Origin of the sequence: Arthrobacter sp. NPDC092385, assembly GCF_044755105.1 — a bacterium.
Classification (GTDB): domain Bacteria; phylum Actinomycetota; class Actinomycetes; order Actinomycetales; family Micrococcaceae; genus Arthrobacter_D.
The window spans coordinates 147,403-172,734 of the sequence record NZ_JBIVQL010000002.1 but is presented as its reverse complement, the minus strand read 5'-3'; the positions used below and the strand labels follow the sequence as shown (position 1 = coordinate 172,734).

The window sequence follows — 25,332 nt, the reverse complement described above, 5'->3', positions numbered from 1 at the left end:
TTGATGTCGTCCATCTGCGCGAGTCGGATCATTGACCCATTGAACCGCACGGCCCCTAGTGACTCCTGCCCGCAAAATGATCGTCCGTCGTGCTACTTCCTTGGACGCCGCCCCCTGGCCTTATCGACGCGATCGACGACTAGTGCCCCAACTACGACCAGAACGATCACGGCTACGCCTATGCCTGTGATCAGAAGAGCAAGGTTGACCGGCATCGCATCCGTGTTAATCCGAGTGGGGTACATGAACTGATCCAAGCCTGAGGGGCCTCCAAACACAAGCAACGGAGCATGAGCACCTATCGCCGGGACTGGAGGAACCCACTTGGCCATCTCTTTACCGCTTGATTAGCTTACGGACGATGTGTCGATCCAAAAGCGAAGCTCACCCTCGTCGTTTTCTCCATCAGCAACTCCTCCATTGCGGCGCATCACCACAAGTGAAGCGGCGTTCTCAGGAGCAATCGTCAGGAGGGCACTCTCAATACCCAGAGCCGAACACTTCAGGAGAGCATCCCGAAGCATCTGGGTGGCATGGCCCTGGCGCTGCCACGGGTAGACGACGTGATAGCCGATGTGGCCGCCGCCCGCGTCGTCAGTCAAGTGGTGACGGATGACAAGGGAGCCGATGTAGTACTCACCGGAGGTGAACCAGAACAGCTCAGAAGGAACGCCCCACCTTTGTCGTATACCCACTCTGTCTGCCACGAACCCATCGAAATCGCGACTTGCCGCCGCTAGCCAAACCGTGTCTGATCCTCGGTGCAATGTGTCAGCTTGCTCGCCGATAAGGTACGACGTCTTGACCGTCCTTGATGGACGAGACAGCGTAGGCGGCACTGGCAGGTTGATCATGAAACAAGACGTTACCGAAGGATTTCATCAGTGATCGGCGGACCGTATGCCGATCTCTCAGCGCCCCGCGGAGGACCGGCTATCGGGGCAGGTCGGACGCAATGCTAAATTGACGGCAGTGACATTCTTACTTTCTCTGTGACCCAGAGTCGACGTAGCGTTTCCCGCTCGCTTCCCTCGGAAGCGGTGATTCCGTGCGCCCTCGGAGGGAACTCCGTCGTCGAGTTCCCCACGCACCCGGTCCTTCACCGAACTCCTCCAGAGAAGATCACATGCCCTTCACTTCGAACGACTCCACCGCGCCCTCCTCACCCGTCCTTGATCGGGGATCACTGCGTCCCGATTGCGGTAACTGCTTCGCTCTCTGCTGCACCGCCCTGGGCTTTTCCCGCAGCACGGACTTCGCCATCGATAAACCAGCAGGAACTCCCTGCCAGAACCTGGCCTCCGACTTCTCCTGCACGATCCACGACAGCCTCCGCCCGCGAGGCTTCCGAGGCTGCACCGTCTTCGACTGCTTCGGAGCCGGACAGAACGTCTCCCAAAACCTTTTCCAAGGCATCAGCTGGAAAGCCGACCCAAGAACAGCGAAGACCATGTTCCCGGCGTTCAAGGTCGTCCGGCAACTCCACGAAATGCTCTGGTACCTGACAGAAGCCACCGATAGGACCTTCGACCCGGACACCTCGACCCAGGCCGATGACCTTCGACTGGCTATCGAGAAGGCGATGGGCGATGCGCAGCAGGTCCTGACCCTGGACCTCGGCGACATGCACGTCCGGGTTCGGTCCGTGCTGATGGACGTCAGCGAAGAAGTCAGGTTTTCCTACCTCGCCACCGGGGATGATCACCTGGATGCTGCGCTTGTCCCGGGAGCGGACCTTATAGGAAAGAGGATGAGGTCTAGGTCACTGTGTGGGGCGGATCTTCGAGGCGCCTATCTCATCGCCACGGACCTGCGAGGTTGTGACCTTTCCGGCGCTGACCTCCTCGGCGCTGACCTCAGAGACGCCCGCCTCGAAGGGGCCGATCTTTCCAAAGCCCTCTATCTGACACAGGCCCAGCTCAACGCCGCTCAAGGCAGTGCACACACGCGCCTACCTTCCGGCCTTGACCGTCCTACCCACTGGCCCAACGACAGCTAAGGACAACGCGTCGGTGCTCACCGGCAGGCAACTGCATACGGCAGTTGCCTGCCGGTCAGTACCTAAAAACATCGACAAGAAAGTGTTCGATAGCCGATCGGCGTGAGGACATGGGACTGCTGAAGGTTTAGTTTCCAGTTGGGTGTTGTTGGTTTCGGGCCGCTGTGGTGGCGGCTTGTCCTAGTATCTCGAACTCGACCGGGGTCATTCGGCCGAGTGCTCGCTGCCGGCGTTTGCGGTGATAGGTCCTCTCGATCCAGGTCATGATGGCGAGCCTCAGGTCTTCTTTCGTCGCCCACCTTTGTCGGTCGAGGACGTTCTTCTGCAGGAGCGCGAAGAACGACTCCATCGCGGCATTATCACCGCACGCTCCGACCCGCCCCATCGACCCGGTCAGTCCATTGTTCTTGAGCGTCTGCACGAAGACCTTCGATCGAAATTGCGACCCTCGATCCGAATGCAGAATCGTATCGACCGGTCCGCGGAGCCGGAGCGCATTGCGCACAGCGGACACGGCCAACGCCGAGGTCATCCGATCATCCATCGAGTACCCGACGATGCGCTTGGAATGCACGTCCTTGATCGCGCAGAGGTAGAGCTTGCCTGCATCGGTCCTGTGTTCCGTGATGTCCGTGAGCCAGAGCTGATTCGGACGATCAGCCCGGAACCGGCGGAGCACGAGATCATCGTGCACGGGAGGCCCTGCTTTCCTGGTGAGTCCGCGTTTCTTCGCGTGCAGGGACCACAGGCGCTGCTGCGAGCAGATCCTCCAGATGCGCCGCTCGGACGCTCTCGCGCCCTGCTCGGCGATCTCGTCGGACACGAACCGGTACCCGAACGTCGGGTCGTCATGGTGAATGTCGTGGGCGAGGTTCGTCAGGTGAGCATCCTCCCAGTCCCGCTGTGACACGGGATTCCGCCGCCACTTGTTGAATCCCTGGGGTGAGAAGCCCAGCACCCGACAGGCCACCGCGACGGGGATACCGTCAGCGGCAAGATCGCGGACCAACGGGTACGTCATTTTGGGGGCAGCTCACGGGCGAAGAACGCCGCCGCCCTGCGCAGGATCTCGTTCTCCTGCTCAAGCAGGCGGTTACGCTTCTTCAGCTCGCGGAGCTCGCGGAGCTCGGCCGCGTCGGCCTGCGTCACTCCTGGCCGGACACCGTCCTCAACGTCCGCGCGTTTCAGCCAGTTGTTCAGAGTGCCCTCGCTGATCCCGAAATCCTTCGCGATCTGAGCCAGCGGGGCTTCGTGCTTCCGCGCGACGGACACGACGTCGCGACGGAACTCTTCCGGATACGGCTTTGCCATGATGGCCATCCTTCCAGGAGGACACAGTCCTCAGAGGCTAGATGGAAACCGAACCTTCAGCAGTCCCGGGGCCCCGCCTGTCCTCCGATCAGGACCTGCCCACCCAGGGCCGCAATGATCCCTACGATTGCGACCAGTCTCATCATCCTCAACGGGGGAAGGGCAGCCCGATGACCGGAAACCCAGGCCTCGTCGGATGCCTGCGTGTACCTGGTACGGATTCCCGCTGCTGCCTTCCGGCCGATCAAACCGGAAGCGGCTTGGCGGGTGACGAACAGGCAGATGACCGGCAGGAAAACCACGGTAAGGAGCAGGATGCTCAGGGCGATGTACTCTTCAGGCACAACCCACCGGCCCTGACATTTGCCCCCCCTTGTCATGCTCACGAGTCCAACTAGTGCCCCCAGCGGTCCCACAAGGCGATTCTCTACACGGCCGAAAACTCCCCGGCGCTAGTGCGTGGCATGGTGGCGTGATGTCTGGGCGTTGAAGAGGACTGCTGCTCGCCTTGGCTTGAGGTGGTGTGATTCTTGCTGAGTGTTGTCATGAGCAGGATCAACCCCAGTGCGGCGCCCCATATCGTGAAGGTATCGAAGGCGAGGCGTTCGGTGATGCCGAGGCCCAGTGAGATTGATGGTCCGCCTCCGATTGCGTCGATGAATAGGATGAATCCGGCGATCGAGAATGTGAGGCTGACCAGGGTCAGGGCTGATGCCCACCGTGCTGCCGCACCACCTTTGAGTGCCGTTGCGAGGATGAGCATTCCTATCCATTGGACTGCGGCCTGGGCCAGTGCCGCTACGTTGTGACCTTCGGGCTGCAGGTTCCAAGGCAGGAGGCCGACCGCTGCCACGAGAAGACCGCCCAACGCGAGGAAGACCATCGCCGCCCGCCCGGTTCGTCGTCTTGGCCATGCGGACCAGAGAAGGATCGCTCCCACGGCCAGCAGGACGCCGTTGGCAACAGTCGCTCCGTTGGCTAAAAGGTTCGCAGGTGAGCAGATGTACCGCTCGACACGGGTGCCGGTGTCGTAGATGCCGCAAACAGTCACGCCGAGATCGCTGATGAGGTTCGATGACCACGAGTACGGGCTCGGCCACTGGGCGGCAGCGATCACTTGCGCTGGAAATGTCAGAAGGCAAAGGACCCATAGCGTGGCACCCAGGCGAAGTCGCGTCATGCCAACGACCATACAATACGTTTGTATTGTTTTGATGTGCAGTAGCCTCGGTTCATGACCTCCGCGGGCGCCCAGCGCATCCTCACGGCCGTTCAGGACATCCTGATCGAGCGAGGCATTGAGGACGTGACAATCCGCAACGTCGCTGCAGCCGCTGGCCTCTCTATCGGCGCTGTTCAGCATCACCACAAGACAAAAGACGATCTGATCATGGCGGCCATGAACGAGGTCTCCAGGAATTTCATCGAGCGGGTGAGCGCCGCGCTGCAGCCGGAAGCGCCAGCGCGGGAGAACCTGGGCGCGGTATGCAGGATCCTCGGTGGCGTGGATGATGAGTCCCGCACCGCTTCGGTCATCTGGTTGGCGTACGCCTCGAAAGCTACAACAAGCAGCGCAGTTGCCGACGCTCATAGAGCGTCCTGGCGCCTTATGGAGGAAGGCCTGACAACTTTGCTGCGGCGATGGAATCCGGCCCTCGGCCATGATGACGCCGCCATGCTCATGGCGCTACTCGATGGAATCGCCATCGCCAGGGCAACCGAGACCGATCGCATGACATTCGACCGAGCTCAGCTCCTCATCGACCAATACCTCGACAGGCTCAAACCTCCGCCTCGCTGAAAGGCTGGTCCAGGAGCGACTACAGCACCTCGCAGCATGCCTCGGATTCCCAGTTGATGTTGAGGCGCCCGCTCATGCATCGGTCATGGCGCATCAGACCGTGCCGGCTATCTCCCGAAGGGCCCGTATATGGGCGTCGAAAGCCGACTTGCCAGCCCGAGAGAGCGAAAGCCACATCACCCTGCGCGCATCAGCCCGGTCCACTGACGCGGTTTTGTCGGAGACAACATATCCAGCCACGATCAACGTCTTCACGTGCTTGGACAGAGTGGCATCTGAGATGTCCAGCGCGTCCCGCAGAACCGCGAAGTCAAGTCGGTCTACCGGACGGAGAAGCCCGCAGATCCGCAGGCGCAGCGGCGCGTGAATGACTTCGTCGAAGTGCGCCTCATCCACGACGGAGTTTGCGGGCTGCGGAACGATACGCCACTGAAGCCAGCCATGTCGTGAGAGCGAACGCCATAATGCTCGTGAGAGTGACGGCCCAGTGCAGGCCGAAGGACACCAAGCCGAGTGAGATGCTGAACAGCGCCAGGCAGCTGGCGACGATTCCGGCCAGGGCCAGCCCGGCCTGCAATCCCATACTTCTGAACCGCACACCTGTCTCGCGCTGAATCAGATAGAGGATCACGAGCACGATGGCCAGGACCAGCCCACCCATTGCCGGCGGCTCGTAGTTCTCGCCGGGAGATGTCGCAGCGGCAGCGCTGACCCACCACGCAGCCACTGCCCCAAGACCTGCAAGGAGTGACCAGGGGGCCCGGATACTTGCCGCGAGTCGATCGCGGTCCGCTGAGAGCCCACTCAGCATTTCAATGGCCTCGTCGCGTGAAGGTCCCTGAAAGTTAGTTTCCATGATGGAAAGACTAAGGAATTGTTTCCGATACGGCAAGCGAATCGATGACTACACGAGTGGCATCTACCGCGCCGCGGAACATGAAGTGCGATGGGACCCTCATGCCGATCCGCTGGCGGTCACTGGCGGTCGCGGGCCCGGATATGGTCCGGCCAGGTCTCACCGATGCCTCCTGGTTCGTACACGTGCTCGACGAACCCTCGTACTTCCGCCACGAGCTCTTCTCGTGTCATGCGGGCTGCATCGTCCGAGGTGATCCCTCCCGTCCCGAGAATGGACCGTCCGACCGTGAAGCCGTATGTCCCACCGGATGGTCCGTTGACCCACAGCAAGTCGTAGGACAGCGCCCCACCGGACTGGCGTCGCTCGCTGACGCGGAACACTCCGTGCTCGACCGTGACGTCAAAGGAATCCATCCGGTGATCCTAGGACCCGCTCCTGCATACTGGGGCACTATGGGGAAGAACTGGATCATTGCTGTCCTGGTGGGAGTGCCACTGATTTGTGTAGCGGGCATGATCTATTGGTTCACACACCCCCAACTCACCCTCACGCTCGAGGACGTGATGGACGCCGGATATACCGGGAAAGACGTCACCACCGACGTCGTGGAGATCACCGATACGGCGTGTAACAGCGACATCAAGTGCGTCGAGGCGTACAGCACGGCTGAAGCCAACTACTACCGCTTCCGGACCCACGCCGCGGCGACGGACTACGAGGCAACCCTCGACGACGGATTCAGCGTCAACTACTTCGTCATGGACTTCGCTGGCAAAGACGCATCCGTGGACGACCAGCTGTTCGCGATGCAGATCCTGGCCGGCATGTGGAACGACTACGAAGGCGACTTCCCCACCCGCTGATCGATCCCTCGGCGCGCGTCTCGAAGCGAGCCAAGGGTCGGCTTCCATACGCTATTGCTCGAGCGCGGCTCGTAGGAGGCGAATGGCTTTCGGCCCAACTCCGTGAAGCGCCGCGAGGTGATCAAGACCGACGCCCTCCGCATCATCCAGGCTTCGTACCCCCGCCGCCGCTAAGGCCCTGACAGCGGGAGCACCAATGGCCGGGAGAGGTCGCGGGGCGTCCATAGATTGGAGAATACGCTTCGTATCGACCGCCGGTACGCCGATCGCTCTATGAGCACCATGGGTGGGGTTCGTTCTGGTTATCGGAGCAATGCTGCGGCTACGGCCCAACCATTGCTGATGATATGAACAGTGATGATGGCGGTGAGGTTGCGGTATCGCCACCACATCACACCCACGAATAACCCGAATGACCCCTGAACGACGATGACGCGGGCTAGGTCCACAAGCGGGGCACCGGTGCCGTGGGAGCCCAGGTGCATGAGCGCGAAGGCAAGAGAAGTCATCACGATCCCCGGCCAGGCCCCCAGAAGGGCCTCCAGACGTGTTTGTAGCCAGCGGCGGTAGAAAAGCTCCTCACCCACGCCCGCGGTGATGGCCGTCGCGATCGCCGCCGTGAGAATGAAGGCCATATCGAAACCCACCGGGTCGAAGACCGGATTCCACGGGGCGACCTGAGACAACAACGTCCACACCACGATCACGATGGCCGGGGCCCACCAGCGCGAAGAATCTCTACGCCCTGTGATGCTTACGCTCCCCCGCACGACGAGCAGCAGGATCGCCGGCACGATCACGAACAGGACCAGCTTGCCCAGAACATAAGCCTCACCCATCAGGGGTACAGCCACCGTTGCCAGCGGAAACAGGACAGCCAAGACAACGAGACCGGTTGTCGTCACACGAAAGGACTTCCAAGAACTGACTTCGACGGGCCGAAGTGGTGAGGAAGAACCAGGAAGGATGAGAGTAAGGGCGATCCCTACGGCAAGAGGTGTCAATGTCACCCAGTACGGCACCGCCTGTGCGCTCGGATCACTGGATATCTCCGTACCTGACGGTGACGTGACGATGAGTGATATGAGGCTCAGGAGCCATAGAACAGCTCCACCAATAACGATTCCCGATGCCGTAGCGCGTCCGGTATTCCCCCAAGTTTTCATGGGACCGACTGTAGATCCTTTCAAAACCTCAATCTGCCCTGCGGAGTTATGAATACACCCCAGCCACCTGAAGTCTCCACGCACGCTCGAGGATGGGCTTGCGGACACCACGGTGATGCTCGGAGAGCATCGAGGTGATCTTCGGTCTGGCCTCCGGCAGGCTTTCGTGCTTATATATCAATCATGGATACATCATTTAATGATGCTTCGACTACAGGGTGCGAGCATGGCGCGTAGCTCAGGCTTCGAGAGTGGCGATCTGGCCGATGCTGCTCTATACGTCCTGCTCGCCCTGGTCCGACCACGTCATGGCTATGCCGTGATGCAGTTCCTTGACCGGGAGAGCAGGGGAACCATCGCGCTCGGACCCGCCTCGCTCTACACGACGCTCAAGAAGCTCATCGGGGCTGGCCTCATCGAGGAACTCGACGGTGACGATTCGCGACGCATCTACAACCTCAATGCGAAGGGCCACGAGGTCCTCGTCCGCAACATCGAACGTCGTCGCCAGCTACTGGCGATGGCCGACCACATTATGGAGGAAGCATGACCACCACCAGCAGGATGGGCAACGGTCTGGCCTTTAGTCCGGAAAAGGATCTGGCCATGTTCGCGGACATGGCCCGTCGGGGACAACACCTGAACGGCGTCGCGAAGCTGGGACACGGATGGAGCTTCGTCGACGGAGCCCCCGAAGAGGCCGTCTTCGACCTTGCCTACGAAAGCAATGCATCGTCGGACTACTTTGATATCTTCCACGCGGCCGGCTGGGCGCCCGTGCTCTCACTGGGAGACGCACACATCTTCAAGGCAGCACCGGGAACGGCGCCGATTCACACCGGCACCGATTCACGGCGCGACGAACTTACCCGAAATCGAGATCGTTACCTTCGCTACAGCGCAATCGCGTTGGCTGCCTTCCTGCTCGTCAATCTGGGGACCCATACGGGTTCGTGGAATGAATGGCTGGAACTGGTCCTGCTGGTGGTGTTCGTAATGCCCGTCGCCTACACCATAGTTCCGCTCGTCGGATACTGGCGTCACCTCAACAAGCTAAATCACTCAAGCTGATCAACTCGGTTCGATTGATCATCACCGTCCACTGAGGGATCGCGCAGCGGGCGGTTGGCCGAGCTCGTCGCTCTAGAGCAGATCGGCGATTTCCTTCTCGGTGAGTTCGATTTCTTGGCCGTTATCGCCCAGCCAGTAGTAGGCATGCTGGTCAGGACCAGAGCGTCGTCGCTTGACGACCGTGTACGTTGCACCGTTCTGCACTTTCACGCGACGAGCAGCTTCATTGTGTGCCTGTTCATCTGTCCCCATATCCATGCCCGTGAGTCTAGCGACGCTCTCGGGGTATGCCACTGAAACTGCGGCAACTGGGCCCGGTTCCGCTGCCGGTGTCGGATCTTTGGAGGGGGACGCCCTGGACTACCGGGGGAGCAAATGCTCAGAAGTATTGACCATCACGCGCCCGCGTCGGTATTCCAGGGCGGAGCTGACGAGGAAAGCGGAAGCACCCAGAACCATGACGAGAATCGACACGGGCCCACACCATTCCGGCACCTGCTCAGCGAGCATGGTCGTGCCCACGCCGAAGACGATCGAGGCCCCAAGCAGGTAGCGGCTCCACTCAGTCATATTCACAGCCTAGTTGCGGCAGAGATTCCAAGACGATGCGCCCGCAAGCCCGTCCTTCAAGGGGTTCTGCTGATAGGACCACGACGAGTTAGGCAGAAAGTGAGTCGAAAGCTAGGTAGAGCCCAAGGACGATGAACAGAGCGCTGCCTTAACAACACAAAGTTCATCACCGTCGCCCAACACCTCACCAGCACCGGCGAACTAGCCCTCCAAAAACACTGACCTCGCTAAGATATCGCAAGTGAACACCTTCAGAATCACTTGGCAACAACGGCCGAAAAAGAAGAGTGCCTGCCCCTCCTAAAACTGAGGGGCAGGCACAGAAACAAAGACTATCTCGTCGGGGGGGGGGGCAGGTTTCAGTAATTCTGAGCTGCACCAACATTCATTTGATACATAGTGTCGGTAGTTTTTCCTGGCCCCATGGTCCACGGGGCCGAGCTTCCGATCTCATACCAACGTGCGCTCATGCCAGTGGCCGTGCTGACGCGGTACACATTGTACCAAGATCCGTAAGTGAGCTCGTACCCGTTAATGCCGACGGCATTGGCGACTCTCCTGTACATGCAGAAGTTACCTCCCGGCGAGCATCCCCAAGGACTTACGCTCATCATGATCATGTCAGTAGCTGGATCGACGTATGTGACGCCTTGCTCTGCGTATAGAGCTTTCTTTTTGTCCTTGAATTTATCTACGGGGCCTGTGCCCATGTAGTAGGTCTCCCCGGTGCGGTTGTTGATAACGAAGTTATGCGTCTCGCCTTCCACTGGTGTCCCAAATTGATCGGACGTCAGGAGCTCAGGAGCACCCTTTAGGACATAGTGTTTCGATTCCGGCTCGGTTTTCGAGGCCGCTGATGCGGGCACGGACGCTGTTCCAAATGTCATCGCAAGAACCGCCGCGACGGCAGCCAGACGAGTGGAAAACTTACGTACAACTAACTGCTTACTATTCATCTCTCCCCCATGGAGTTGGTTATACGGAGCGGACACCCCAGGGAACGGTATCGGGAAGCTGGCTACTAGGGAATGGTTCGACATCGAATTGACCCATGAATCGTGTGCACTCTCAACCCCCCGGTGTTTTGAGAGTAGTGCGGGGAACACGCGGAAGGCGCGGTTCCGACCGCACTCGTCGTACGCCGCTTACTGTTGATTGATGGGTGAGAGTACAGATTCGAGCGACACTGGGTTGCGGCCGGCCGTTAAAATTGTTGATCTTGGAGCGGTACCCGACACTGAGGACCCGGGTGATGTCTCTGAGCAGGACCGCCCAACTTCGCGTCGACGCATTGCTTACGTCCTGAGTGCCGCTGTGGTCTTGCTCAGTGCGATGGCTTTGTTGCCTGATGGTGGTGCTCCAGATGCCTCTAGCAGCTCTAAGTCAGCGGGGAAGAAGCCTGACGTTTGCGAAGTGGTAATGCGAGCGAACGAAGCTGAAGCGAACCAGGGCGAGCCGGATCAGGCCGCCGTGGGACCGGATTCCAGCAGATACCGACTCATCGCGACATGGCCGCAGGGCTCGACCTATGCCGTTAGCTATGGCTTCATCTACTCGGATGAGAGCATCCAGATTTGTGGGAATCCGGAAGATTTGGCGAACGTTGGAATCCCTTCACAAGTGCGCCATGAGGAACTGGGCGACCTGCCCGCGGGCATGTCCTATGCATATAAAATCCGCTCATCAGGTTCACCCAATCAGGAACTGGAACTCTTGGGAGTTCGCCTGCCCGATGACTCAGTAGTCGAAGAGGTTGTTCTACCTAACGGCGAAGTAAGACCGCTATGAGTGGCTGGCAGCATATCCGTGACAGCACGGGGTATCTGGTGAACCTCAAGTTGGGGTTGAAAGCATCAATCGGATTATGAGAAGGCGTCGTCGTCAAGTGGTTGTCCCGCTAAGCAGTACCTGCGGACGTTTACATACAGCGCGATGATGCAAGGGATCGGCAGGGAACACGAAGTCGCCGCGCCTTTGGGTGAACCAGATGAAGAATCCCCAGCTAATCGGTTCTACCGCCCGCAAGCCGGTCCTCGAGCGCGACGCCTATGACTGGTTCTGAGCAAATTACTTTGCTCTACTCGCGCCTGTACGGAACCATTCCCATAAGACCCGCCCGAGAAAATGCCCGGTGAAGGGGCGCTAAGAGCAACACCTGAAAACCCTTATTCCCTGTCACACCGAGTCGCACCCCCAGGAGCCTTCTGCGTGCCAAGCCTGCTGACCGAAGCCAGGAAGCCCCAAAACCTCAGGGGGGTCTTCGGCCAGATGCGTAGGACACCTGACAGCAGAACTGGGGCAAAGCCGACGAAGGCGCGCCCCTCCACAAGGCAATCCCGACCTCAGGCAGGAACGGGCACGCCGACCCGCGTGTCCATCCGCAGCACGGGAGTCCCGTCCGCGTCGGCCAGTTCGAGCCGCACGGTGACGTCGGTCCCGGCGAGGGAGCCCAGGTGCGTGCCACCGCAGGGGATTTCGGCTCGCTCCCCGGGGAGGTCGCAGATCCACCGGCGACGGTCCGTCAGGCCGGGGCCGTCCACCGCGATGCCGATGGATGCCTCCGTCGCCGTCCATTCCGCGAGCGTCGCGTTCACGGCGGCGGCCGTCGCCGCGGTGTCCAGGTCCGCCGTGCTGAATCCCTTCCGCCGCAGGGACTTGCCGAGGCGATAGGTGTCGACGGAGCCGAACTCGCCGATGACCGTCGTCTCGATCGCGAGCGCGTCGAAGTTCGGAGCCCCGAGGGCATCCGGCGCCACATCCTTCTTCCACCGATCCGCCAGGGCGCGGTTCAGGGCCAGCGAGGCGAGGTGGCAGCCCGTGTGCCCGGCGGATACCGCTGCGCGGTACGCGGAATCGACGCGGACGACGACGTCGTCGCCCTCCGCGGGCCCGTCCCCGTCCGTGCCCTCGATCAGGTGCACGACGACGAACGCCCACCCCTCCGTGCCCTTCCGTACGGGCGACTCCGCGCCGAGGTGCAGGGCCGTCCCGTCCGTGGCGCCGACGACGCAGTCGACGACGGTCCACCGACGGGCGCCGGTCACGAGTTCACCGCGGTCGGGGCCCTGGTCGGGCCACGCGTGGTCCACCGGGTGGAAGGCCGTGGTGTCGAGCAGGACCGCGCGCCGGCCGTCGTCGCGGACCTCGACGTGGAGCACGCGGGACGCCGACTCGACGGCGCCCTGCGGGTAGGTGACGCGCGTGTCGGTGATGGGCAGGGCCATGGTGCGCTCCTCGAAGGTGGTGCGTGGTCGGTTGTCGGATGCCCGTTCAGGCGTCGGAGGGAAGCTGCGCGAGTCGCTCGAGCAGCGGTTCGGTGCGGTAGGGGATGTGCTCGTGCAGGGCGAGCACCGTCTCGGTGCGGATGACGCCCTTGATCCTGAGGACGGACCGCAATGCGGCCTGCAGGTTGTGGGTGTCGGTGGCCGCCACGCGGCACCAGACGTCGCCACGGCCGGAGATCTCATGCACCTCGAGGACCTGGGTCAGGGTACGCAGCCCGGCGATCACGGCGTCGAGCTCGCGGTGCGACACCTCGATGGTGATGAAGGCGACGACGTCGTACCCGAGGGCCTCGAGGTCGAGTTCACGCCCGTTCCGGCGCAACGTCCCCGCGCGGAGGAGCCTGCGGATCCGGCTCTGCGCCGTGTTGCGGGCGACGCCCAGCCGTTCGCTCAGCTCGCTCACCTGCGCACGGGGGTCGCGCACCAGTTCGAGCAGCAGGCGGAGATCGAGATTGTCCAGCTTGCTCACGAAGCTCACTTCCCGTCAGTCGGCGCCGCCCGTGTTGCGCAGGGCGCTCAAAAGCGGCACCAAGATCACTGCAGGGCGGTCAGTCGATCCCATCCTATAGACATCCGGGCAGAACGGCGCCCGGTGCAGCGCCTAGTCTGGGCGCGTGCGATCGAGGAGGAGTGGGATGAGCGTCATCAACGAGCTGCGCATGAGGCCGGCCGCCGCCGAGCGGCGCAGCTGGGATGCCTCCCTGGCCGTCCGACTCGCGCTCGCCGTGACCGTGATCTCGACCCTCCTGGTGGGAGCCAACCTCGCCACACCGATCTACCCGCTCCTCCAGGCGGACCTCGGCCTGACGCCCTTCGCCGTCACGATCGCCTTCGCGTCCTACGTCGTGGCGCTGATCGGCGGACTCGTCCTCGCCGGACACTGGTCGGACCACATCGGGCGGCGTGCGGCGCTGGTCCTCGCCGTCGTCCTGGGCCTGCTCGGAGCCGCGCTGTTCGCCGTCGCCACCTCGCTGCCGATGCTCGCCGCCGGACGGGCGCTCCAGGGCGGCGCGGTGGCCCTTGCCACCGGTGCGAGCGCCGCAGCCCTCCGCGACCTGCTCCCGACCCGGCCCGACTGGGCGTCCCGCTTCACACTGATGGCCTCCGCCGGGGGAGTGGCGGCGGGGCCCGTGATCGGCGGGCTCCTCTCCCTCCTGCCCGCGCCCACCAGGACGCCCTTCATCGTCTACCTCGTGCTGCTCGGGAGCCTCCTGGTTCCCCTCGTGCTGCTCCGGGCACGGCCCGCGATCAAGCCGGCTGCCGCCGACAATCCGCTGGCCGCGCTGCGCCCCCGCCGGCCGGCGGTGTCGCGGGACGCCCGCCGATCCTTCTGGACGGCGTCCTCCGTCGGGTTCCTGAGCTTCGCCGTCTTCGGCTTCACGCTGAGCCTCGCGCCCACCTGGTTCGCCGGGATCGCCGGCACGTCGTCGCGACCGCTCATCGGCCTGCTCGCGGCCCTCGTCCTCGGGTCGTCCGCCGTCAGCCAGCTGGTGTCTCCGCGCGGCCGCTTCGTGGTGCCCGTGGGCCTCGCGGCCATGGCGCTGGGAGTCGGCCTGTTGCCCCTCGCCGAAGGTACCGGCAGCCTGCCCCTGCTCGTCGGCGCATGCGTCGTCGCCGGTTTCGGTCAGGGGATGGCCTTCCGGGTGGTCTTCAACGAGGTGTCCGTGAAGGTCGATCCGGCACTGCATGCCCAGACCATCAGCGCCGTGTACGTGATCACCTATCTGGGCAGCGCCGTCCCCGTCCTGGGGCTCGGCGCCGCTGCCGGGATCTGGGGCCTGAACGCCTCGGTGACCGTCTTCGCGCTCGCGGTCTCCGGGGTCTGCGCGGTGCTCGCGGCGGGATCGCTCGTCGCCCGCCTCCGCGCTGCTCGATAGGATCCGCGCTGTCAGACAGGATCCGCGCTGCTCGCTAGGGCAGGCCGTCCCTGCTGTTTGTAGGCTGGAGGCATGTCGAACACCCCTGAGACCTCCGGTCCGCGCGCTTCCTCCGGCGCACGCCAGCTGGACGGAGGAGAGCCGGTCGGACAGGGTGAGCAGGTCGTGGTGGGTCTCGATATCGGAGGTTCCAAGACCCACGGAGCCCTTTGGCGCGGCGGGGTGCTCGTTGCCGAGGCCAGGGCGGGAAGCGCGAACGTCCAGAACGTGACGCCGGATGCAGCCGGGCGGAACCTCGGCCGGCTCTTCGGTGATCTCCTCTCCCGCGAACCCGGCGGCACAGCCGGTGTCGAGCGCGTCGTTGCCGGGTCGGGTGGAGTGGACACGCCCGCGGACGCCGATCGCCTCCGCGCCCTCATCGCTCCCTACGCGCCGGGAGCCCCCGTCGACGTCGTGCACGACACGCGGCTCATCCTCGCGGCCGGCGGGGCGAGCACGGGTATCGCCGTCATCGCAGGGACAGGCTCGGTGGCGTGGGGCGTGGGGGAGGACGGCAGGGAGGCGCGTTCGGGCGGCTGGGGCTACCTCCTGGGGGATGAAGGCAGCGGCTACTGGGTGGCCCGCGAAGCCGTGCGCCGGGCACTCCACCGGCATGACATCGGCGCGCAGCCCGATGCCCTGGACACGGCGGTCCTCGCACGGAACGGCATCGCCACCCCGACCGAACTCATCGGGCTCTTCCACTCCGGAGCAGGCCGGACCTACTGGGCCGCGCAGTCCGGCGCGGTCTTCGACGCCGCGGCCAAGGGCCACGGGGACGCGGCAGGCATCATCGACCGTGCCGCAGCCGACCTCACGCGCCTCGTGCTCGACGTCGTGGGCGTGATCGGCGTGTCCGGTCCGGTGGTGCTCGGTGGAGGCCTCGCCATGCACCAGCCGGACCTGCAGGCGAACCTCCGGACACGTCTGGCGGCCGAGGGCATCACCGACGTCGTGTTCCTGCACGAGGACCCGGTGATGGGCGTCCGGTTCCTCCTGACCGGGCGGAAGTAGCCGCGGTCCCGAGCGCGCAGGCTTCCCGAACCGCCGCTGCCACAGCGGAACGAATCCCCGACCCATATGCACCCTTGCCTGCTCCGAACACATGGTTAGACTCAGAACTCCGACAGCTTGAACTGACCGCTGCGCTCCGAGCCCAGCACACGACCAGACGGCAAGCCGGAACCGCATCTCGTGCGGCCCGTGCGGGCGCAGCCCGGCCGAGAAGCTCCTGCCATGAAAGGCGCTGCTGCCATGACCACCCCCGAGCACTCCTCCGGCCGCTCCATGATCCAGTTCCGCAACGTCACGAAGACCTACGACGGCGGGCGCCCGGCGGTGGACGACCTCAGCATGGACATCGACCGCGGGAAGATCACCGTGTTCGTCGGTCCCTCGGGCTGCGGCAAGACCACCTCCCTGCGGATGATCAACCGGATGGTCGAGCCGACCTCGGGCCGGATCCTCCTCGACGGAGAGGACGTCTCCCGGCAGAAGGCGGCAGAACTGCGGCGTTCCATGGGCTACGTCATGCAGTCCTCCGGGCTGCTGCCGCACCGGTCGGTCCTGGACAACATCGCCACGGTCCCGCGTCTCAACGGCGTCGGGAAGGCGGAGGCGCGCAGGCGGGCGCAGGAACTGCTCGACGTCGTCGGCCTCGCCCCGGAGCTGGGCCGCCGGTACCCCGGGCAGCTCTCGGGCGGACAGCAGCAGCGCGTCGGCGTGGCCCGCGCCCTCGCCGCGGACCCGCCCGTGCTCCTCATGGACGAGCCGTTCAGCGCCGTGGACCCCGTGGTACGCGCGGAACTGCAGGAGGAGCTGCTGCGCCTGCAGCGGGACCTCGCCAAGACCATCGTCTTCGTCACCCACGACATCGACGAGGCCACCATCCTCGGCGACAAGGTGGCCGTCTTCGCCGTCGGCGGGCGGCTCGCGCAGTTCGCGGCACCGGAGGAGATCCTCCGCGCGCCCGTCGACGACTTCGTGGCGGGCTTCGTGGGACGCGACCGAGGCTTCCGTCACCTCTCCTTCCAGGAGGGTGACCGGGTGACCATCCATCCGATCGAGACCATCGAGGTGGACCGCCTCGCCGATCCGACCGTCTCGGTGCTCTCGCCCTGGGCACTGCTGGTCGACGCCGAGGGCCGCCCGCACGGCTGGGTCCCGCGGGCCACGCGCGGAAGCATCACGCGGCAGGCCGAGGCGGTTCCCGGAGGTTCCCTGTATACACGCGGGGACACCCTGCGGCGCGCGCTGGACGCCGCCCTGTCCTCGCCCTCGGGCCTCGGCGTGACGGTCGACGACGACGGCCGGGCTGTCGGCGTCGTGCGTGCCACCGAGATCCTCGAACTCATCGAAGCCGCGAGGCTCGACCGGGGCCGGGCCGACCACAACACGGCGGTGTAGGCGTGGACTGGTTCGTCTCCAACCTCGACTTCATCTGGCTGCACACCCGCCTGCACCTCTTCCAGGCCATCGTCCCGTTGATCCTCGGCGTCCTCGCCGCGGTGCCGCTGGCCCAGCTCGCACGGCTCAATCCGGTGGTCGGGTCCGTCCTGCTGACGGGTTCGTCCATCCTGTACACCATCCCGTCGCTCGCGATGTTCGTGTTCCTCCCGGTGGTCCTCGGCACCAAGGTGATCGATCCCGTCAACGTCATCGTCGCGCTGGCCGTCTACGCGTTCTCGCTGCTCGTCCGGTCCACGCTCGACGCACTCGATTCGATCGACGACGACGTGCGGCAGGCCGCCGTCGCCATGGGCTACCGGCCCGTGCGGCGGTTCCTGACCGTGGACCTCCCGCTGTCGCTGCCCGTGCTGTTCGCCGGGCTGCGCGTGGTCTCGGTCACCAACATCTCACTCGTCAGCGTCGGCGCGCTCATCGGCGTCCCGAGCCTCGGGACGCTGTTCACGGACGGCCTGTTCCGGTCCTTCCCCACCGAGATCGCCGTCGGGATCGTGATCATCCTGCTGCTGGCCCTCGTGATGGACCTCGCCCTCGTGCTCGCGGAACGCCTGCTGACCCCCTGGGCGCGCAGGGCCCCGGGCAGCGGCAGGCCCGGCGAGGAGATCGTGGCGCTGGAGGCGAAGGTGGCGGGCGCCTGATGGACTACTCGAGCAACAATCTCCTCGTCCAGATGGGGGAGTGGCTGACCGCTCCCGCCAACTGGGAGGGCGACCGCGGCATCCCCACGCGCGTCGTCGAGCACCTGGGCTACACCGGCCTGACCATGCTGATCGCCCTCGTGATCGCGGTGCCGATCGGGCTCTACGTGGGGCACACGGGTCGCGGCCGCGTCGTGATCGTCTCCGGCGTGGGGATCCTCCGCGCCCTGCCGACGCTCGGCATGGTGTTCCTGTTCGTGCTCCTCGCGGGCCTCGGCCTCATGCCGCCCATCTGGGCACTCGTGCTCCTCGCGGTCCCCCCGCTGCTGAGCGGGATCTACGCGGGGATCTCCTCCGTGAACCGCACCGTGGTGGATGCCGCACGGAGCATGGGCATGAGCGAACTCCAGATCCTGTTCCGGGTCGAGGTGCCCAACGGCCTGCAGGTCATCCTCGGCGGGGTCCGCGCAGCGGTGCTGCAGGTCATCGCGACCGCCGCCGTCGTCGCCTTCATCAACCTCGGCGGGCTCGGGGTCTTCCTCGTCGAGGGAACACAGCTCGCGGACTACGGGCGCCTCTTCGGCGGCGCCGTCGTCATCACGGTCCTGGCGATCGCCGTCGATCTGCTGCTGGGACTGCTGCAGAAATTCGCCATCCCACGGGGACTGCGCGTCTCCGGCCCGGGACGGGCCCAAGGATCTGGCCGGCAGAAGGCCGTCGCCAGTGCACAAGGAGGAACAACATGAAGAACCTGTCAGCACAACGCGCCAGGCGGCGCGCTTTGATGGGACTGGCTGGCGGCCTGACGGCCGCGCTGGCGTTGACTGCCTGCGGTGCCAACAGCGACCCCCAGGGTGAATCAGAGGATCCCGCGTCCGCGTCCGCCGAGGCGGGCGGCTCCGTCGTCGTCGGTTCGGCTGATTTCCCGGAGAGCCAGATCATCGCGGAGATCTACGCCGGAGCGCTCAACGCAGCCGGCGTCGAAGCGACGACCCAGCTCAACATCGGGTCGCGGGAGATCTACTACACCGCCCTCGAGGACGGGTCGATCGACATCATCCCGGACTACAGCGGCAACCTGCTCTTGTTCGCTGATCCTGCCGCCACGGCGGAATCCGCCGAGGACATCGTGGCGGCACTGCCCGATGCGCTCGCGGCGAAGTCGCCCGACGTGAAGCTCGGCGTGCTCGAGCCCTCCGAGGCCGAGGACAAGGATGCCCTCGTCGTGACGGCGGCCACGGCCGAGAAGTACAGCCTGAAGTCGATCGCCGACCTGGCGAAGGTGTGCGGCGAGATCACCATCGGCGCGCCGAGCACCTTCCAGGAGCGCGCCTACGGCCTGCCCGGCCTCAAGGCGAAGTACAACTGCGAGCCCGGCGGCTTCGAGGCCATCAACGACGGCGGTGGGGACATCACCCTGCAGGCGCTGCTGAACGACGACGTGCAGGCGGCCGACATCTACACGACGACGCCGTCCATCGCCGACAACGACCTCGTGGTCCTCGAGGATCCGGAGAACAACTTCATCGCCCAGCAGGTGCTGCCGCTCATCAACACCGACACGGTGGCCGAGGAAGCGCGGAACGTCCTCAACGAGGTGTCGGCACAGCTGACCACCGAGGACCTGCTGGCCCTGAACCGCGAAGTCAGCGGCGACGAGAAGCGGAACCCCGCGGACGCCGCGGCCGACTGGCTGGCGGAGAAGGGGCTCGCCGACCAGTAGGCGCTGCCCGATCCGTCAGCAGGGGCCCGGCGCACGGCATTGCTATGCCGCGTGCCGGGCCCCTGCTGTGGCATCCTGATCCAATGGCCACGTACAAGCAGTCGGAAAAGCTCCGTAACGTCCTCTACGACATCAGGGGGCCGCTGCTCGAACACGCCATGATCATGGAGGCCCAGGGCCACCGGATCCTCAAGCTCAACATCGGCAACCCGGCGCCCTTCGGCTTCGAGGCGCCGGACGCCATCCTCGTGGACATGATCCGTAACCTGCCCAAGGCGCAGGGCTACAGCGACTCCCGTGGCATCTTCTCGGCACGCACCGCCGTCGTGCAGTACTACCAGGGCCGTGGCATCAACTCGATCGACGTGGACGACGTCTACCTCGGCAACGGCGTGAGCGAGCTCATCACCCTCTCCATGCAGGCGCTGCTCAACGCCGGTGACGAGATCCTGATCCCCACCCCGGACTATCCGCTCTGGACCGCCTCCGTGGCGCTCGCCAGCGGTACCCCCGTGCACTACCTCTGCGACGAGGACAACCACTGGTGGCCGGACCTCGAGGACATGGCGTCGAAGATCACGCCGAACACCAAGGGCATCGTCCTCATCAACCCGAACAACCCCACCGGCGCCGTGTACCCGCGGCCCATCCTCGAGGGCATCGTCCGCCTCGCCCGCGAGCACGGGCTGATCCTGTTCGCGGACGAGATCTACGAGAAGATCCTCTACGACGACGCCGTCCACATCAACGCGGCGTCGGTCGCCGGTGACGATGTCCTGTGCCTGACCTTCAGCGGACTCTCCAAGGCCTACCGGATCGCCGGGTTCCGCAGCGGCTGGATGGCCATCTCCGGGCCCAAGCGCGACGCCGCGAACTACATCGAGGGCATCAACCTCCTGGCCAACATGCGCCTGTGCGCGAACGTCCCCGCGCAGCACGCCATCCAGACGGCCCTCGGCGGGCACCAGAGCATCAATGACCTGATCCTGCCAGGTGGGCGCCTCAAGCAGCAGCGCGACAAGGCCGCCCAGATGCTCAATGCGATCGACGGCGTGAGCTGCGAGGTGGCGCAGGGCGCGCTGTACCTCTTCCCGAAGCTCGACCCCGAGGTCTACCCGATCAAGGACGACGAGAAGTTCGCCCTCGACCTCCTCAAGCAGCAGAAGATCCTGATCTCGCACGGCAGCGCCTTCAACTGGATCAATACCGACCACTTCCGCATGGTCACCCTGCCGAGCGTGGAAGTCATCGAGGACGCCATCGAACGGCTCGCCGACTTCCTGTCGACCTACAAGCCCTGACCGCTGCCCGCCCGATCGCAGGAGGACCCGTGGACCCGAGCGCTGACAGCACTGCCGCCGAGATGCGGCGCCTCCTGATGGCGGGGCCGGACTTCTCGCTGGCGGCGGTGGATCCGCCCTCCACGCCGGGGTTCGACGGCGGCAAGAAGGAGGGCGCAGCGGCGCTCGCCGCAGGGGCGGACGTGCTCTCGTCCCTTCAGGAGAAGCTGTTCGCTGAGAGCCGGGCCGGGCGCGAGATCGCCGTCCTGCTCGTCCTGCAGGGCATGGACACCTCGGGCAAGGGCGGGATCCTCCGCCACGTCGTCGGGCTCGTGGACCCCCAGGGCGTGCAGCACCACGCCTTCAAGGCACCGACCGAGGAAGAGCAGCACCACGACTTCCTGTGGCGCGTCCGCCGGCGGCTCCCGGAGCCCGGGGTGATCGGCGTCTTCGACCGGTCCCACTACGAGGACGTACTGATCCACCGCGTGCGGGGTCTCTCGGCGCCGGACGAGGTGGAGAAGCGGTACCCCGCCATCCGGAGCTTCGAGGAGGAGATCGCCACCTCCGGTACGCGCGTGCTGAAGGTCATGCTGCACATCAGCAAGGACGAGCAGAAGGCACGGCTCGCCGAACGCCTCGAACGCAAGGACAAGTACTGGAAGTACAGCCCGGGCGACGTCGACGAGCGCGCGTACTGGGAGCAGTACCAGGAGGCCTACGAGGCGGTCGTCGAACGGACGAGCACGCCGGACGCACCCTGGTATGTCGTCCCCGCCGACCGCAAGTGGTACGCGAGGCTCGCCGTGCAGCAGCTGCTCACCGCCACGCTGGAGGACATGCAGCTGAGCTGGCCGCGGGCGACGTTCGACGTCGAGGCGGAGAAGCGGCGTCTCGCAGCGTCCTGATGGCCTTGCTCGGCAGCGGACCGAAGCTGACCGCGTTGCGTCCTACCGTGGAGGCTCCACCGATACGGAGGCTCTCATGGACTGGAAGATCGAACTCATCGCCGTTCCCGTCAGCGACGTCGACCGCGCCATCGCGTTCTATCGCGACCAGGTCGGCTTCACCCTGGACCACGACCATCGCGTCAGCGAGGGCCTCCGTTTCGTGCAGCTCACTCCGCCCGGTTCCGCCTGTTCCATCGCCCTCGGGGAGGGGATCAGCGACAGGGCGCCGGGCTCGCTGGGCGGCATCCAGGTGGTCGTGGCAGATGCAGCGCGGGCGCGATCCGAACTCCTCGAGCGCGGCGTCGAGGCCAGCGAACTCGACGAGCAGCCGTGGGGGAGATTCCTGTACTTCGCGGACCCTGACGGCAACACCTGGGCCTTGCAGGAGCTGATGCAGCGCTCCTAGCACCGGTGCAGGTGGAGTCAGGGCTGTGAGCCGTGCGCGGACAGCCGGGCCAGAACCATCGCCTGGTCGTGCCTTTCCCCGTCACGAGGGCTCCGGACGAGGGTCGCCTCGATCAGGAATTCCTCCGGGTGCGAGGACGCGGCGGAACTCCGCGAAGACCTCCGGCAGGCCGTCCGGATCGGCGCTGAGGGCAGCTGGGGCGGACCTGCTACTGGCCTTCGGCCTTGTCCCGCGCGGCCGCCAGCCTTGCCTTCGCCCCTTCGAGCCATGCCTCGCACCGGTCAGCGAGCGCTTCTCCCCGCTCCCACAGCGCGAGTGATTCCTCGAGGCTCACACCGCCGGCCTCGAGACGCGCCACGACGGCGACGAGCTCTTCCCGCGCCTGCTCGTAGGACAGCGTCTGCACGTCCGCCGGCTGCGTCTGGTTGTTCTCCGTCATGGCATGTTCCTCGTTCCGTGAGTGGCTCTCACCCTGGGCAGGGTCATCGACACGCTGGCTGGTCGATGGAGCGGTTGGCTTCCTGGACGCCATCGGGCGGCTGCCGCGGCGGGGCTTCTCGGCCGGACGCCTCGCGGCCGGACGATCAGTCGTGACGGGGGCGCCGTCATGGCGGTCCTGCCTGGGTGTGAGTTTCGGGTGCCGGTGCCTCCGGCGTCCGTGCCTCCTGGGACACAGCACCGAACTGCCCGCCGGCAACGCGGACCCGCAGTCCCTCCCCGGGCCTGACGTCGGCTGGAGTCCGGACGACGTGGCCGTCGGCCTTCTGCACCACTGCATATCCGCGATCCAGGGTCTTCTGCGGGGACAGCGAGCGGACGCGTTCGCGCAGGTGCCGGACGGAGTCCGCTTCCCGCTCCACCGCTGCGGACATGCACCGGAGGGCACGGGACCGCAGCCGCTCGACGTCGGCCTCCCGCACGTCGATCATGCCTTCCGGCTTGGCCAGCGACGGGCGGGATCGCAGATTGGCGAGGCTCTCACTCTCGCGGTGCACGAGCATGCGGATGGACCGCTCCAGCGCCGAGCGCGCCTGGCCGATGCGGCCGAGTTCCTCCGTTACATCCGGAACGACGCGCTTCGCGGCGTCCGTGGGCGTCGAGGCGCGGAGGTCGGCCACTTCGTCGAGCAGGGGCCGGTCCGCTTCGTGCCCGATGGCGCTGACCACCGGCGTCACGGCCAGGGCGACTGCCCGGACCAGCGACTCGTCACTGAAGGGCAGGAGGTCCTCGAGGGCGCCACCGCCGCGCGCAATGATGATGACGTCGACGTGCGGGTGTGCGTCGAGCTCGGTGAGTGCCGCGGTGACCTGGGCGACGCTGCTCACGCCCTGCACCGCGACCTCGCGCACCTCGAATTCGACGGCCGGCCAGCGCAGCGCCGCGTTGCGCATGACGTCCTTCATCGCGTCCGAATCGCGGCCGGTGATGAGCCCGATCCGATGCGGGAGCAGCGGCAGTTGCTTCTTCCTCGCCGCTGCGAAGAGCCCCTCCGCCGCCAGTGCCTGCCGCAGGCGTTCTATCCGTGCGAGGAGGTCCCCGATGCCCACGGGCCTGATATCGATGGTCTGCATCGAGAGGCGCCCCGTCTTGACCCAGAAGTCAGGTTTGAGGCGGGCGACCACGCGCGAGCCCCGCTCCAGCGGTGAGGACACCCTGTCCATCACGGAGCCGTAGACCGAGAGGGACAGGGAGACTTCCGTGTCCACGTCGCGCAGCGTGATGTAGCACATGCTGGAGCGTCGGTTGAGTTCGATGACCTGCCCTTCGACCCACGCGGCGGGCGCGCGGTCGATGTGGGCCTTCAGCTTCTCGGACAGCAGGTGGAGCGGCCAGGGGGAGTCGGGTGAGGTCTCGGCCGCCGTCACGGGCAGGGTGGTCGCCTGCCGGGGCGTGCCGTCGATGCCGGCGGGTTGCGCCCGCATTCCCTCGCTCGTCATGGCCGTCCTGTCCTCGGGAAGATCCGTGCTCCCGTTCTTGGAGATTGCACTGTCCATCTCTACCACTCCCGACCCCCAGGGGCTGTCCCGAGCCGTGCCATGTGCGTTGCGGTAGCGGTGGAACACCGGGGACCCGCCATGCCGCCGAACGGGGGAACAGGCATAATCGGGAGTTCGCCCCCAACACGAGGACTCCATGCGCACTGTCGTCTCTGCCTTCCTGGCCCTGCTCGCGCTCGTCGTCATGGCTGCCGGGCTGGCGTCGGCCTGGCTGGACGAGAACCTCGTGGAGAAGTCCGGTTTCGTCGCGCTGGCTGCGCCGCTTGGCGACGACGCCGACTTCCAGACGGCGCTCGCCGATTCCCTCGCTCAGGACTTCGCGGCGAATACCGGGCTGCCCGAGCAGTTCGACTCCTTCGTCGAACCACTCATCCGCGATGCCGCGGGCACGGTGACGGGGGCCCCCGGCTATCTGGTGGCCTGGGCGGAGACCCTGCGTCTGTCGCACGCCGTCACCTTCGCGAAGGCACCCGATCCGTCGGAACCCGCGCCTGCCGTCCTCACCCTCGACCTCGCGCCGGTCGTGGGACTCCTCGCGGACAGCCTGGACGGAAGCCTGGGCCTGGAGGTCCCGATCCCCGAGGACACCACGATCGACATCGGCTCCCTGGAAAGGGGAGGGCTGCTGAGCGGTGCCGCCGCCTCGGTGCAGCCATGGCCCCTGTTCCTCGCGGGCGCGGCGGTGCTGGCATTGCTGGCACTCGTCATCGCACGACGGCGCGGCACCACGCTCGCGCTTCTCGGCCTCGGAGTGGTGGGGATCGGCGTGCTCGGATACCTCGCCGCGGACTGGGTTCCCGCGATGGCGGCCAGGGCGCCCGGGACGAGTGCGGTTGCCGATGTGTTCATCCGGGGCCTCGCGCAACGGGCCGGAGCGGACATCGCCGCTTCCAGCGCACCCGTGATCATCGGCGGCCTGATCGCGGTCGTGATCGGCGTCGTCGGGCAACTCGCCCTCCGCCGGCGTAGGGCTTAGCTCACAGCGGAGCAACGCCGGATCAGCCGGTCGCGAGTGGCCGACCCGGTAGAATC

31 protein-coding genes are annotated in these 25,332 nt (G+C 65.1%); 16 read left to right on the top strand and 15 right to left on the bottom strand.

The genetic code is table 11. The features are described from left to right. Window positions 1-347: 347 nt before the first annotated feature. Together ACIQCY_RS03920 and ACIQCY_RS03915 are read right to left on the bottom strand one after the other, a co-directional pair. Window positions 348-854 (bottom strand): GNAT family N-acetyltransferase, encoded by a 507-nt coding sequence (locus tag ACIQCY_RS03920; RefSeq protein WP_400482583.1) that lies wholly within the window; start codon window positions 852-854, stop codon window positions 348-350. A gap of 329 nt (window positions 855-1,183) precedes the next feature. Further along, on the bottom strand, window positions 1,184-1,705 hold the full coding sequence (locus ACIQCY_RS03915) for a hypothetical protein (protein WP_400482795.1): 522 nt from the start codon (window positions 1,703-1,705) through the stop codon (window positions 1,184-1,186). Here ACIQCY_RS03915 and ACIQCY_RS03910 point away from each other — a divergent pair. Next, entirely contained in the window at window positions 1,625-1,999 is a 375-nt protein-coding gene (locus tag ACIQCY_RS03910) for a pentapeptide repeat-containing protein (RefSeq protein ID WP_400482789.1), read from the top strand. The two genes, ACIQCY_RS03915 and ACIQCY_RS03910, sit on opposite strands and share 81 nt — an antisense overlap. A 127-nt stretch (window positions 2,000-2,126) precedes the next feature. On the opposite strand, the gene ACIQCY_RS03905 is transcribed toward ACIQCY_RS03910, so the two are convergent. Together ACIQCY_RS03905 and ACIQCY_RS03900 are read right to left on the bottom strand one after the other, a co-directional pair. Beyond that, a protein-coding gene (locus ACIQCY_RS03905; RefSeq protein ID WP_400482582.1) for an IS3 family transposase occupies window positions 2,127-3,310 on the bottom strand; the annotation gives its coding sequence in 2 pieces (ribosomal slippage) (window positions 2,127-3,028 and window positions 3,028-3,310; 1,185 coding nt in all). Between the two features lie 427 nt (window positions 3,311-3,737). Then, a complete protein-coding gene (locus ACIQCY_RS03900; RefSeq protein ID WP_400482581.1) occupies window positions 3,738-4,490 on the bottom strand; it encodes a DUF998 domain-containing protein in 753 nt (250 codons plus the stop codon). A gap of 54 nt (window positions 4,491-4,544) precedes the next feature. Between ACIQCY_RS03900 and ACIQCY_RS03895 the strand changes: the two genes are divergently transcribed. Beyond that, on the top strand, window positions 4,545-5,111 hold the full coding sequence (locus ACIQCY_RS03895) for a TetR/AcrR family transcriptional regulator (protein ID WP_400482580.1): 567 nt from the start codon (window positions 4,545-4,547) through the stop codon (window positions 5,109-5,111). A 93-nt stretch (window positions 5,112-5,204) separates the two neighbouring features. Here the strand turns inward: ACIQCY_RS03895 and ACIQCY_RS03890 are convergent, their stop codons facing one another. The 3 genes from ACIQCY_RS03890 to ACIQCY_RS03880 form a co-directional block, all read right to left on the bottom strand. Beyond that, on the bottom strand, window positions 5,205-5,507 hold the full coding sequence (locus tag ACIQCY_RS03890; protein WP_400482579.1) for a transcriptional regulator: 303 nt from the start codon (window positions 5,505-5,507) through the stop codon (window positions 5,205-5,207). After that, the gene (locus tag ACIQCY_RS03885; protein ID WP_400482578.1) at window positions 5,500-5,967 is read right to left on the bottom strand and encodes a hypothetical protein; all 468 of its coding nucleotides are present in this window, start codon (window positions 5,965-5,967) and stop codon (window positions 5,500-5,502) included. Before ACIQCY_RS03885 ends, ACIQCY_RS03890 begins: the two co-directional genes overlap by 8 nt. Window positions 5,968-6,086: 119 nt before the next feature. After that, window positions 6,087-6,383: a hypothetical protein gene (locus ACIQCY_RS03880; protein WP_400482577.1), complete on the bottom strand. Its 297-nt coding sequence runs from the start codon at window positions 6,381-6,383 to the stop codon at window positions 6,087-6,089. A 99-nt stretch (window positions 6,384-6,482) separates the two neighbouring features. Here ACIQCY_RS03880 and ACIQCY_RS03875 point away from each other — a divergent pair, with 99 nt between their 5' ends. Next, window positions 6,483-6,833: a hypothetical protein gene (locus ACIQCY_RS03875; protein WP_400482576.1), complete on the top strand. Its 351-nt coding sequence runs from the start codon at window positions 6,483-6,485 to the stop codon at window positions 6,831-6,833. 302 nt (window positions 6,834-7,135) lie between these two features. On the opposite strand, the gene ACIQCY_RS03870 is transcribed toward ACIQCY_RS03875, so the two are convergent. Continuing rightward, window positions 7,136-7,999, bottom strand: a complete 864-nt coding sequence (locus ACIQCY_RS03870) for a lysostaphin resistance A-like protein (protein WP_400482575.1) — start codon at window positions 7,997-7,999, stop codon at window positions 7,136-7,138. A gap of 226 nt (window positions 8,000-8,225) precedes the next feature. Between ACIQCY_RS03870 and ACIQCY_RS03865 the strand changes: the two genes are divergently transcribed. Both ACIQCY_RS03865 and ACIQCY_RS03860 read left to right on the top strand, forming a co-directional pair. Then, window positions 8,226-8,549 carry a PadR family transcriptional regulator gene (locus ACIQCY_RS03865; RefSeq protein ID WP_400482574.1) on the top strand — a complete coding sequence of 108 codons (324 nt, stop codon included), beginning with the start codon at window positions 8,226-8,228 and terminating at the stop codon, window positions 8,547-8,549. After that, on the top strand, window positions 8,546-9,070 hold the full coding sequence (locus tag ACIQCY_RS03860; RefSeq protein WP_400482573.1) for a DUF2812 domain-containing protein: 525 nt from the start codon (window positions 8,546-8,548) through the stop codon (window positions 9,068-9,070). Before ACIQCY_RS03865 ends, ACIQCY_RS03860 begins: the two co-directional genes overlap by 4 nt. A gap of 72 nt (window positions 9,071-9,142) precedes the next feature. Here ACIQCY_RS03860 and ACIQCY_RS03855 read toward each other — a convergent pair whose 3' ends face one another. The 3 genes from ACIQCY_RS03855 to ACIQCY_RS03845 all read right to left on the bottom strand — a co-directional run bounded on the left by ACIQCY_RS03855 (window position 9,143) and on the right by ACIQCY_RS03845 (window position 10,596). Beyond that, window positions 9,143-9,328 carry a hypothetical protein gene (locus tag ACIQCY_RS03855; RefSeq protein WP_400482572.1) on the bottom strand — a complete coding sequence of 62 codons (186 nt, stop codon included), beginning with the start codon at window positions 9,326-9,328 and terminating at the stop codon, window positions 9,143-9,145. A 102-nt stretch (window positions 9,329-9,430) separates the two neighbouring features. Beyond that, window positions 9,431-9,640 (bottom strand): hypothetical protein, encoded by a 210-nt coding sequence (locus ACIQCY_RS03850; RefSeq protein WP_400482571.1) that lies wholly within the window; start codon window positions 9,638-9,640, stop codon window positions 9,431-9,433. Window positions 9,641-9,999: 359 nt separating this feature from the next. Continuing rightward, window positions 10,000-10,596, bottom strand: coding sequence for a hypothetical protein (locus ACIQCY_RS03845; protein ID WP_400482570.1), 597 nt, complete (start codon window positions 10,594-10,596; stop codon window positions 10,000-10,002). A gap of 202 nt (window positions 10,597-10,798) precedes the next feature. Between ACIQCY_RS03845 and ACIQCY_RS03840 the strand changes: the two genes are divergently transcribed. Continuing rightward, window positions 10,799-11,428, top strand: a complete 630-nt coding sequence (locus ACIQCY_RS03840) for a hypothetical protein (RefSeq protein ID WP_400482569.1) — start codon at window positions 10,799-10,801, stop codon at window positions 11,426-11,428. A 554-nt stretch (window positions 11,429-11,982) separates the two neighbouring features. Here the strand turns inward: ACIQCY_RS03840 and ACIQCY_RS03835 are convergent. Further along, entirely contained in the window at window positions 11,983-12,864 is an 882-nt protein-coding gene (locus ACIQCY_RS03835) for a metal-dependent hydrolase (RefSeq protein ID WP_400482568.1), read from the bottom strand. A 46-nt stretch (window positions 12,865-12,910) separates the two neighbouring features. Further along, complete coding sequence (locus tag ACIQCY_RS03830; protein WP_400482567.1) at window positions 12,911-13,393, bottom strand: Lrp/AsnC family transcriptional regulator; 483 nt, start codon at window positions 13,391-13,393, stop codon at window positions 12,911-12,913. A gap of 166 nt (window positions 13,394-13,559) precedes the next feature. On the opposite strand from ACIQCY_RS03830, the gene ACIQCY_RS03825 reads away from it, so the two are divergent. The 9 genes from ACIQCY_RS03825 to ACIQCY_RS03785 all read left to right on the top strand — a co-directional run bounded on the left by ACIQCY_RS03825 (window position 13,560) and on the right by ACIQCY_RS03785 (window position 22,303). After that, on the top strand, window positions 13,560-14,801 hold the full coding sequence (locus ACIQCY_RS03825; RefSeq protein WP_400482566.1) for an MFS transporter: 1,242 nt from the start codon (window positions 13,560-13,562) through the stop codon (window positions 14,799-14,801). A gap of 72 nt (window positions 14,802-14,873) precedes the next feature. Continuing rightward, window positions 14,874-15,854 (top strand): N-acetylglucosamine kinase, encoded by a 981-nt coding sequence (locus tag ACIQCY_RS03820; protein ID WP_400482565.1) that lies wholly within the window; start codon window positions 14,874-14,876, stop codon window positions 15,852-15,854. Between the two features lie 240 nt (window positions 15,855-16,094). Further along, a complete protein-coding gene (locus tag ACIQCY_RS03815; protein ID WP_400482564.1) occupies window positions 16,095-17,246 on the top strand; it encodes an ABC transporter ATP-binding protein in 1,152 nt (383 codons plus the stop codon). 2 nt (window positions 17,247-17,248) lie between these two features. After that, window positions 17,249-17,944: an ABC transporter permease gene (locus ACIQCY_RS03810; RefSeq protein ID WP_400482563.1), complete on the top strand. Its 696-nt coding sequence runs from the start codon at window positions 17,249-17,251 to the stop codon at window positions 17,942-17,944. Continuing rightward, a complete protein-coding gene (locus ACIQCY_RS03805; RefSeq protein WP_400482562.1) occupies window positions 17,944-18,690 on the top strand; it encodes an ABC transporter permease in 747 nt (248 codons plus the stop codon). The genes ACIQCY_RS03810 and ACIQCY_RS03805 overlap by 1 nt, the downstream gene beginning before the upstream one ends. Beyond that, a complete protein-coding gene (locus ACIQCY_RS03800; protein WP_400482561.1) occupies window positions 18,687-19,667 on the top strand; it encodes an ABC transporter substrate-binding protein in 981 nt (326 codons plus the stop codon). The genes ACIQCY_RS03805 and ACIQCY_RS03800 overlap by 4 nt, the downstream gene beginning before the upstream one ends. Window positions 19,668-19,750: 83 nt before the next feature. Further along, window positions 19,751-20,968 carry a pyridoxal phosphate-dependent aminotransferase gene (locus ACIQCY_RS03795; RefSeq protein ID WP_400482560.1) on the top strand — a complete coding sequence of 406 codons (1,218 nt, stop codon included), beginning with the start codon at window positions 19,751-19,753 and terminating at the stop codon, window positions 20,966-20,968. Between the two features lie 62 nt (window positions 20,969-21,030). Then, complete coding sequence (locus ACIQCY_RS03790; protein ID WP_400482788.1) at window positions 21,031-21,855, top strand: PPK2 family polyphosphate kinase; 825 nt, start codon at window positions 21,031-21,033, stop codon at window positions 21,853-21,855. A gap of 76 nt (window positions 21,856-21,931) precedes the next feature. Beyond that, window positions 21,932-22,303, top strand: coding sequence for a VOC family protein (locus tag ACIQCY_RS03785; protein WP_400482559.1), 372 nt, complete (start codon window positions 21,932-21,934; stop codon window positions 22,301-22,303). A gap of 208 nt (window positions 22,304-22,511) precedes the next feature. Here the strand turns inward: ACIQCY_RS03785 and ACIQCY_RS03780 are convergent, their stop codons facing one another. Both ACIQCY_RS03780 and xseA read right to left on the bottom strand, forming a co-directional pair. Beyond that, window positions 22,512-22,742 carry an exodeoxyribonuclease VII small subunit gene (locus ACIQCY_RS03780; protein WP_400482558.1) on the bottom strand — a complete coding sequence of 77 codons (231 nt, stop codon included), beginning with the start codon at window positions 22,740-22,742 and terminating at the stop codon, window positions 22,512-22,514. A gap of 166 nt (window positions 22,743-22,908) precedes the next feature. Continuing rightward, window positions 22,909-24,225, bottom strand: coding sequence for an exodeoxyribonuclease VII large subunit (xseA, locus tag ACIQCY_RS03775; protein ID WP_400482787.1), 1,317 nt, complete (start codon window positions 24,223-24,225; stop codon window positions 22,909-22,911). Window positions 24,226-24,436: 211 nt separating this feature from the next. Here xseA and ACIQCY_RS03770 point away from each other — a divergent pair, with 211 nt between their 5' ends. Further along, window positions 24,437-25,276 carry a hypothetical protein gene (locus ACIQCY_RS03770; protein ID WP_400482557.1) on the top strand — a complete coding sequence of 280 codons (840 nt, stop codon included), beginning with the start codon at window positions 24,437-24,439 and terminating at the stop codon, window positions 25,274-25,276. Window positions 25,277-25,332: the final 56 nt, after the last annotated feature.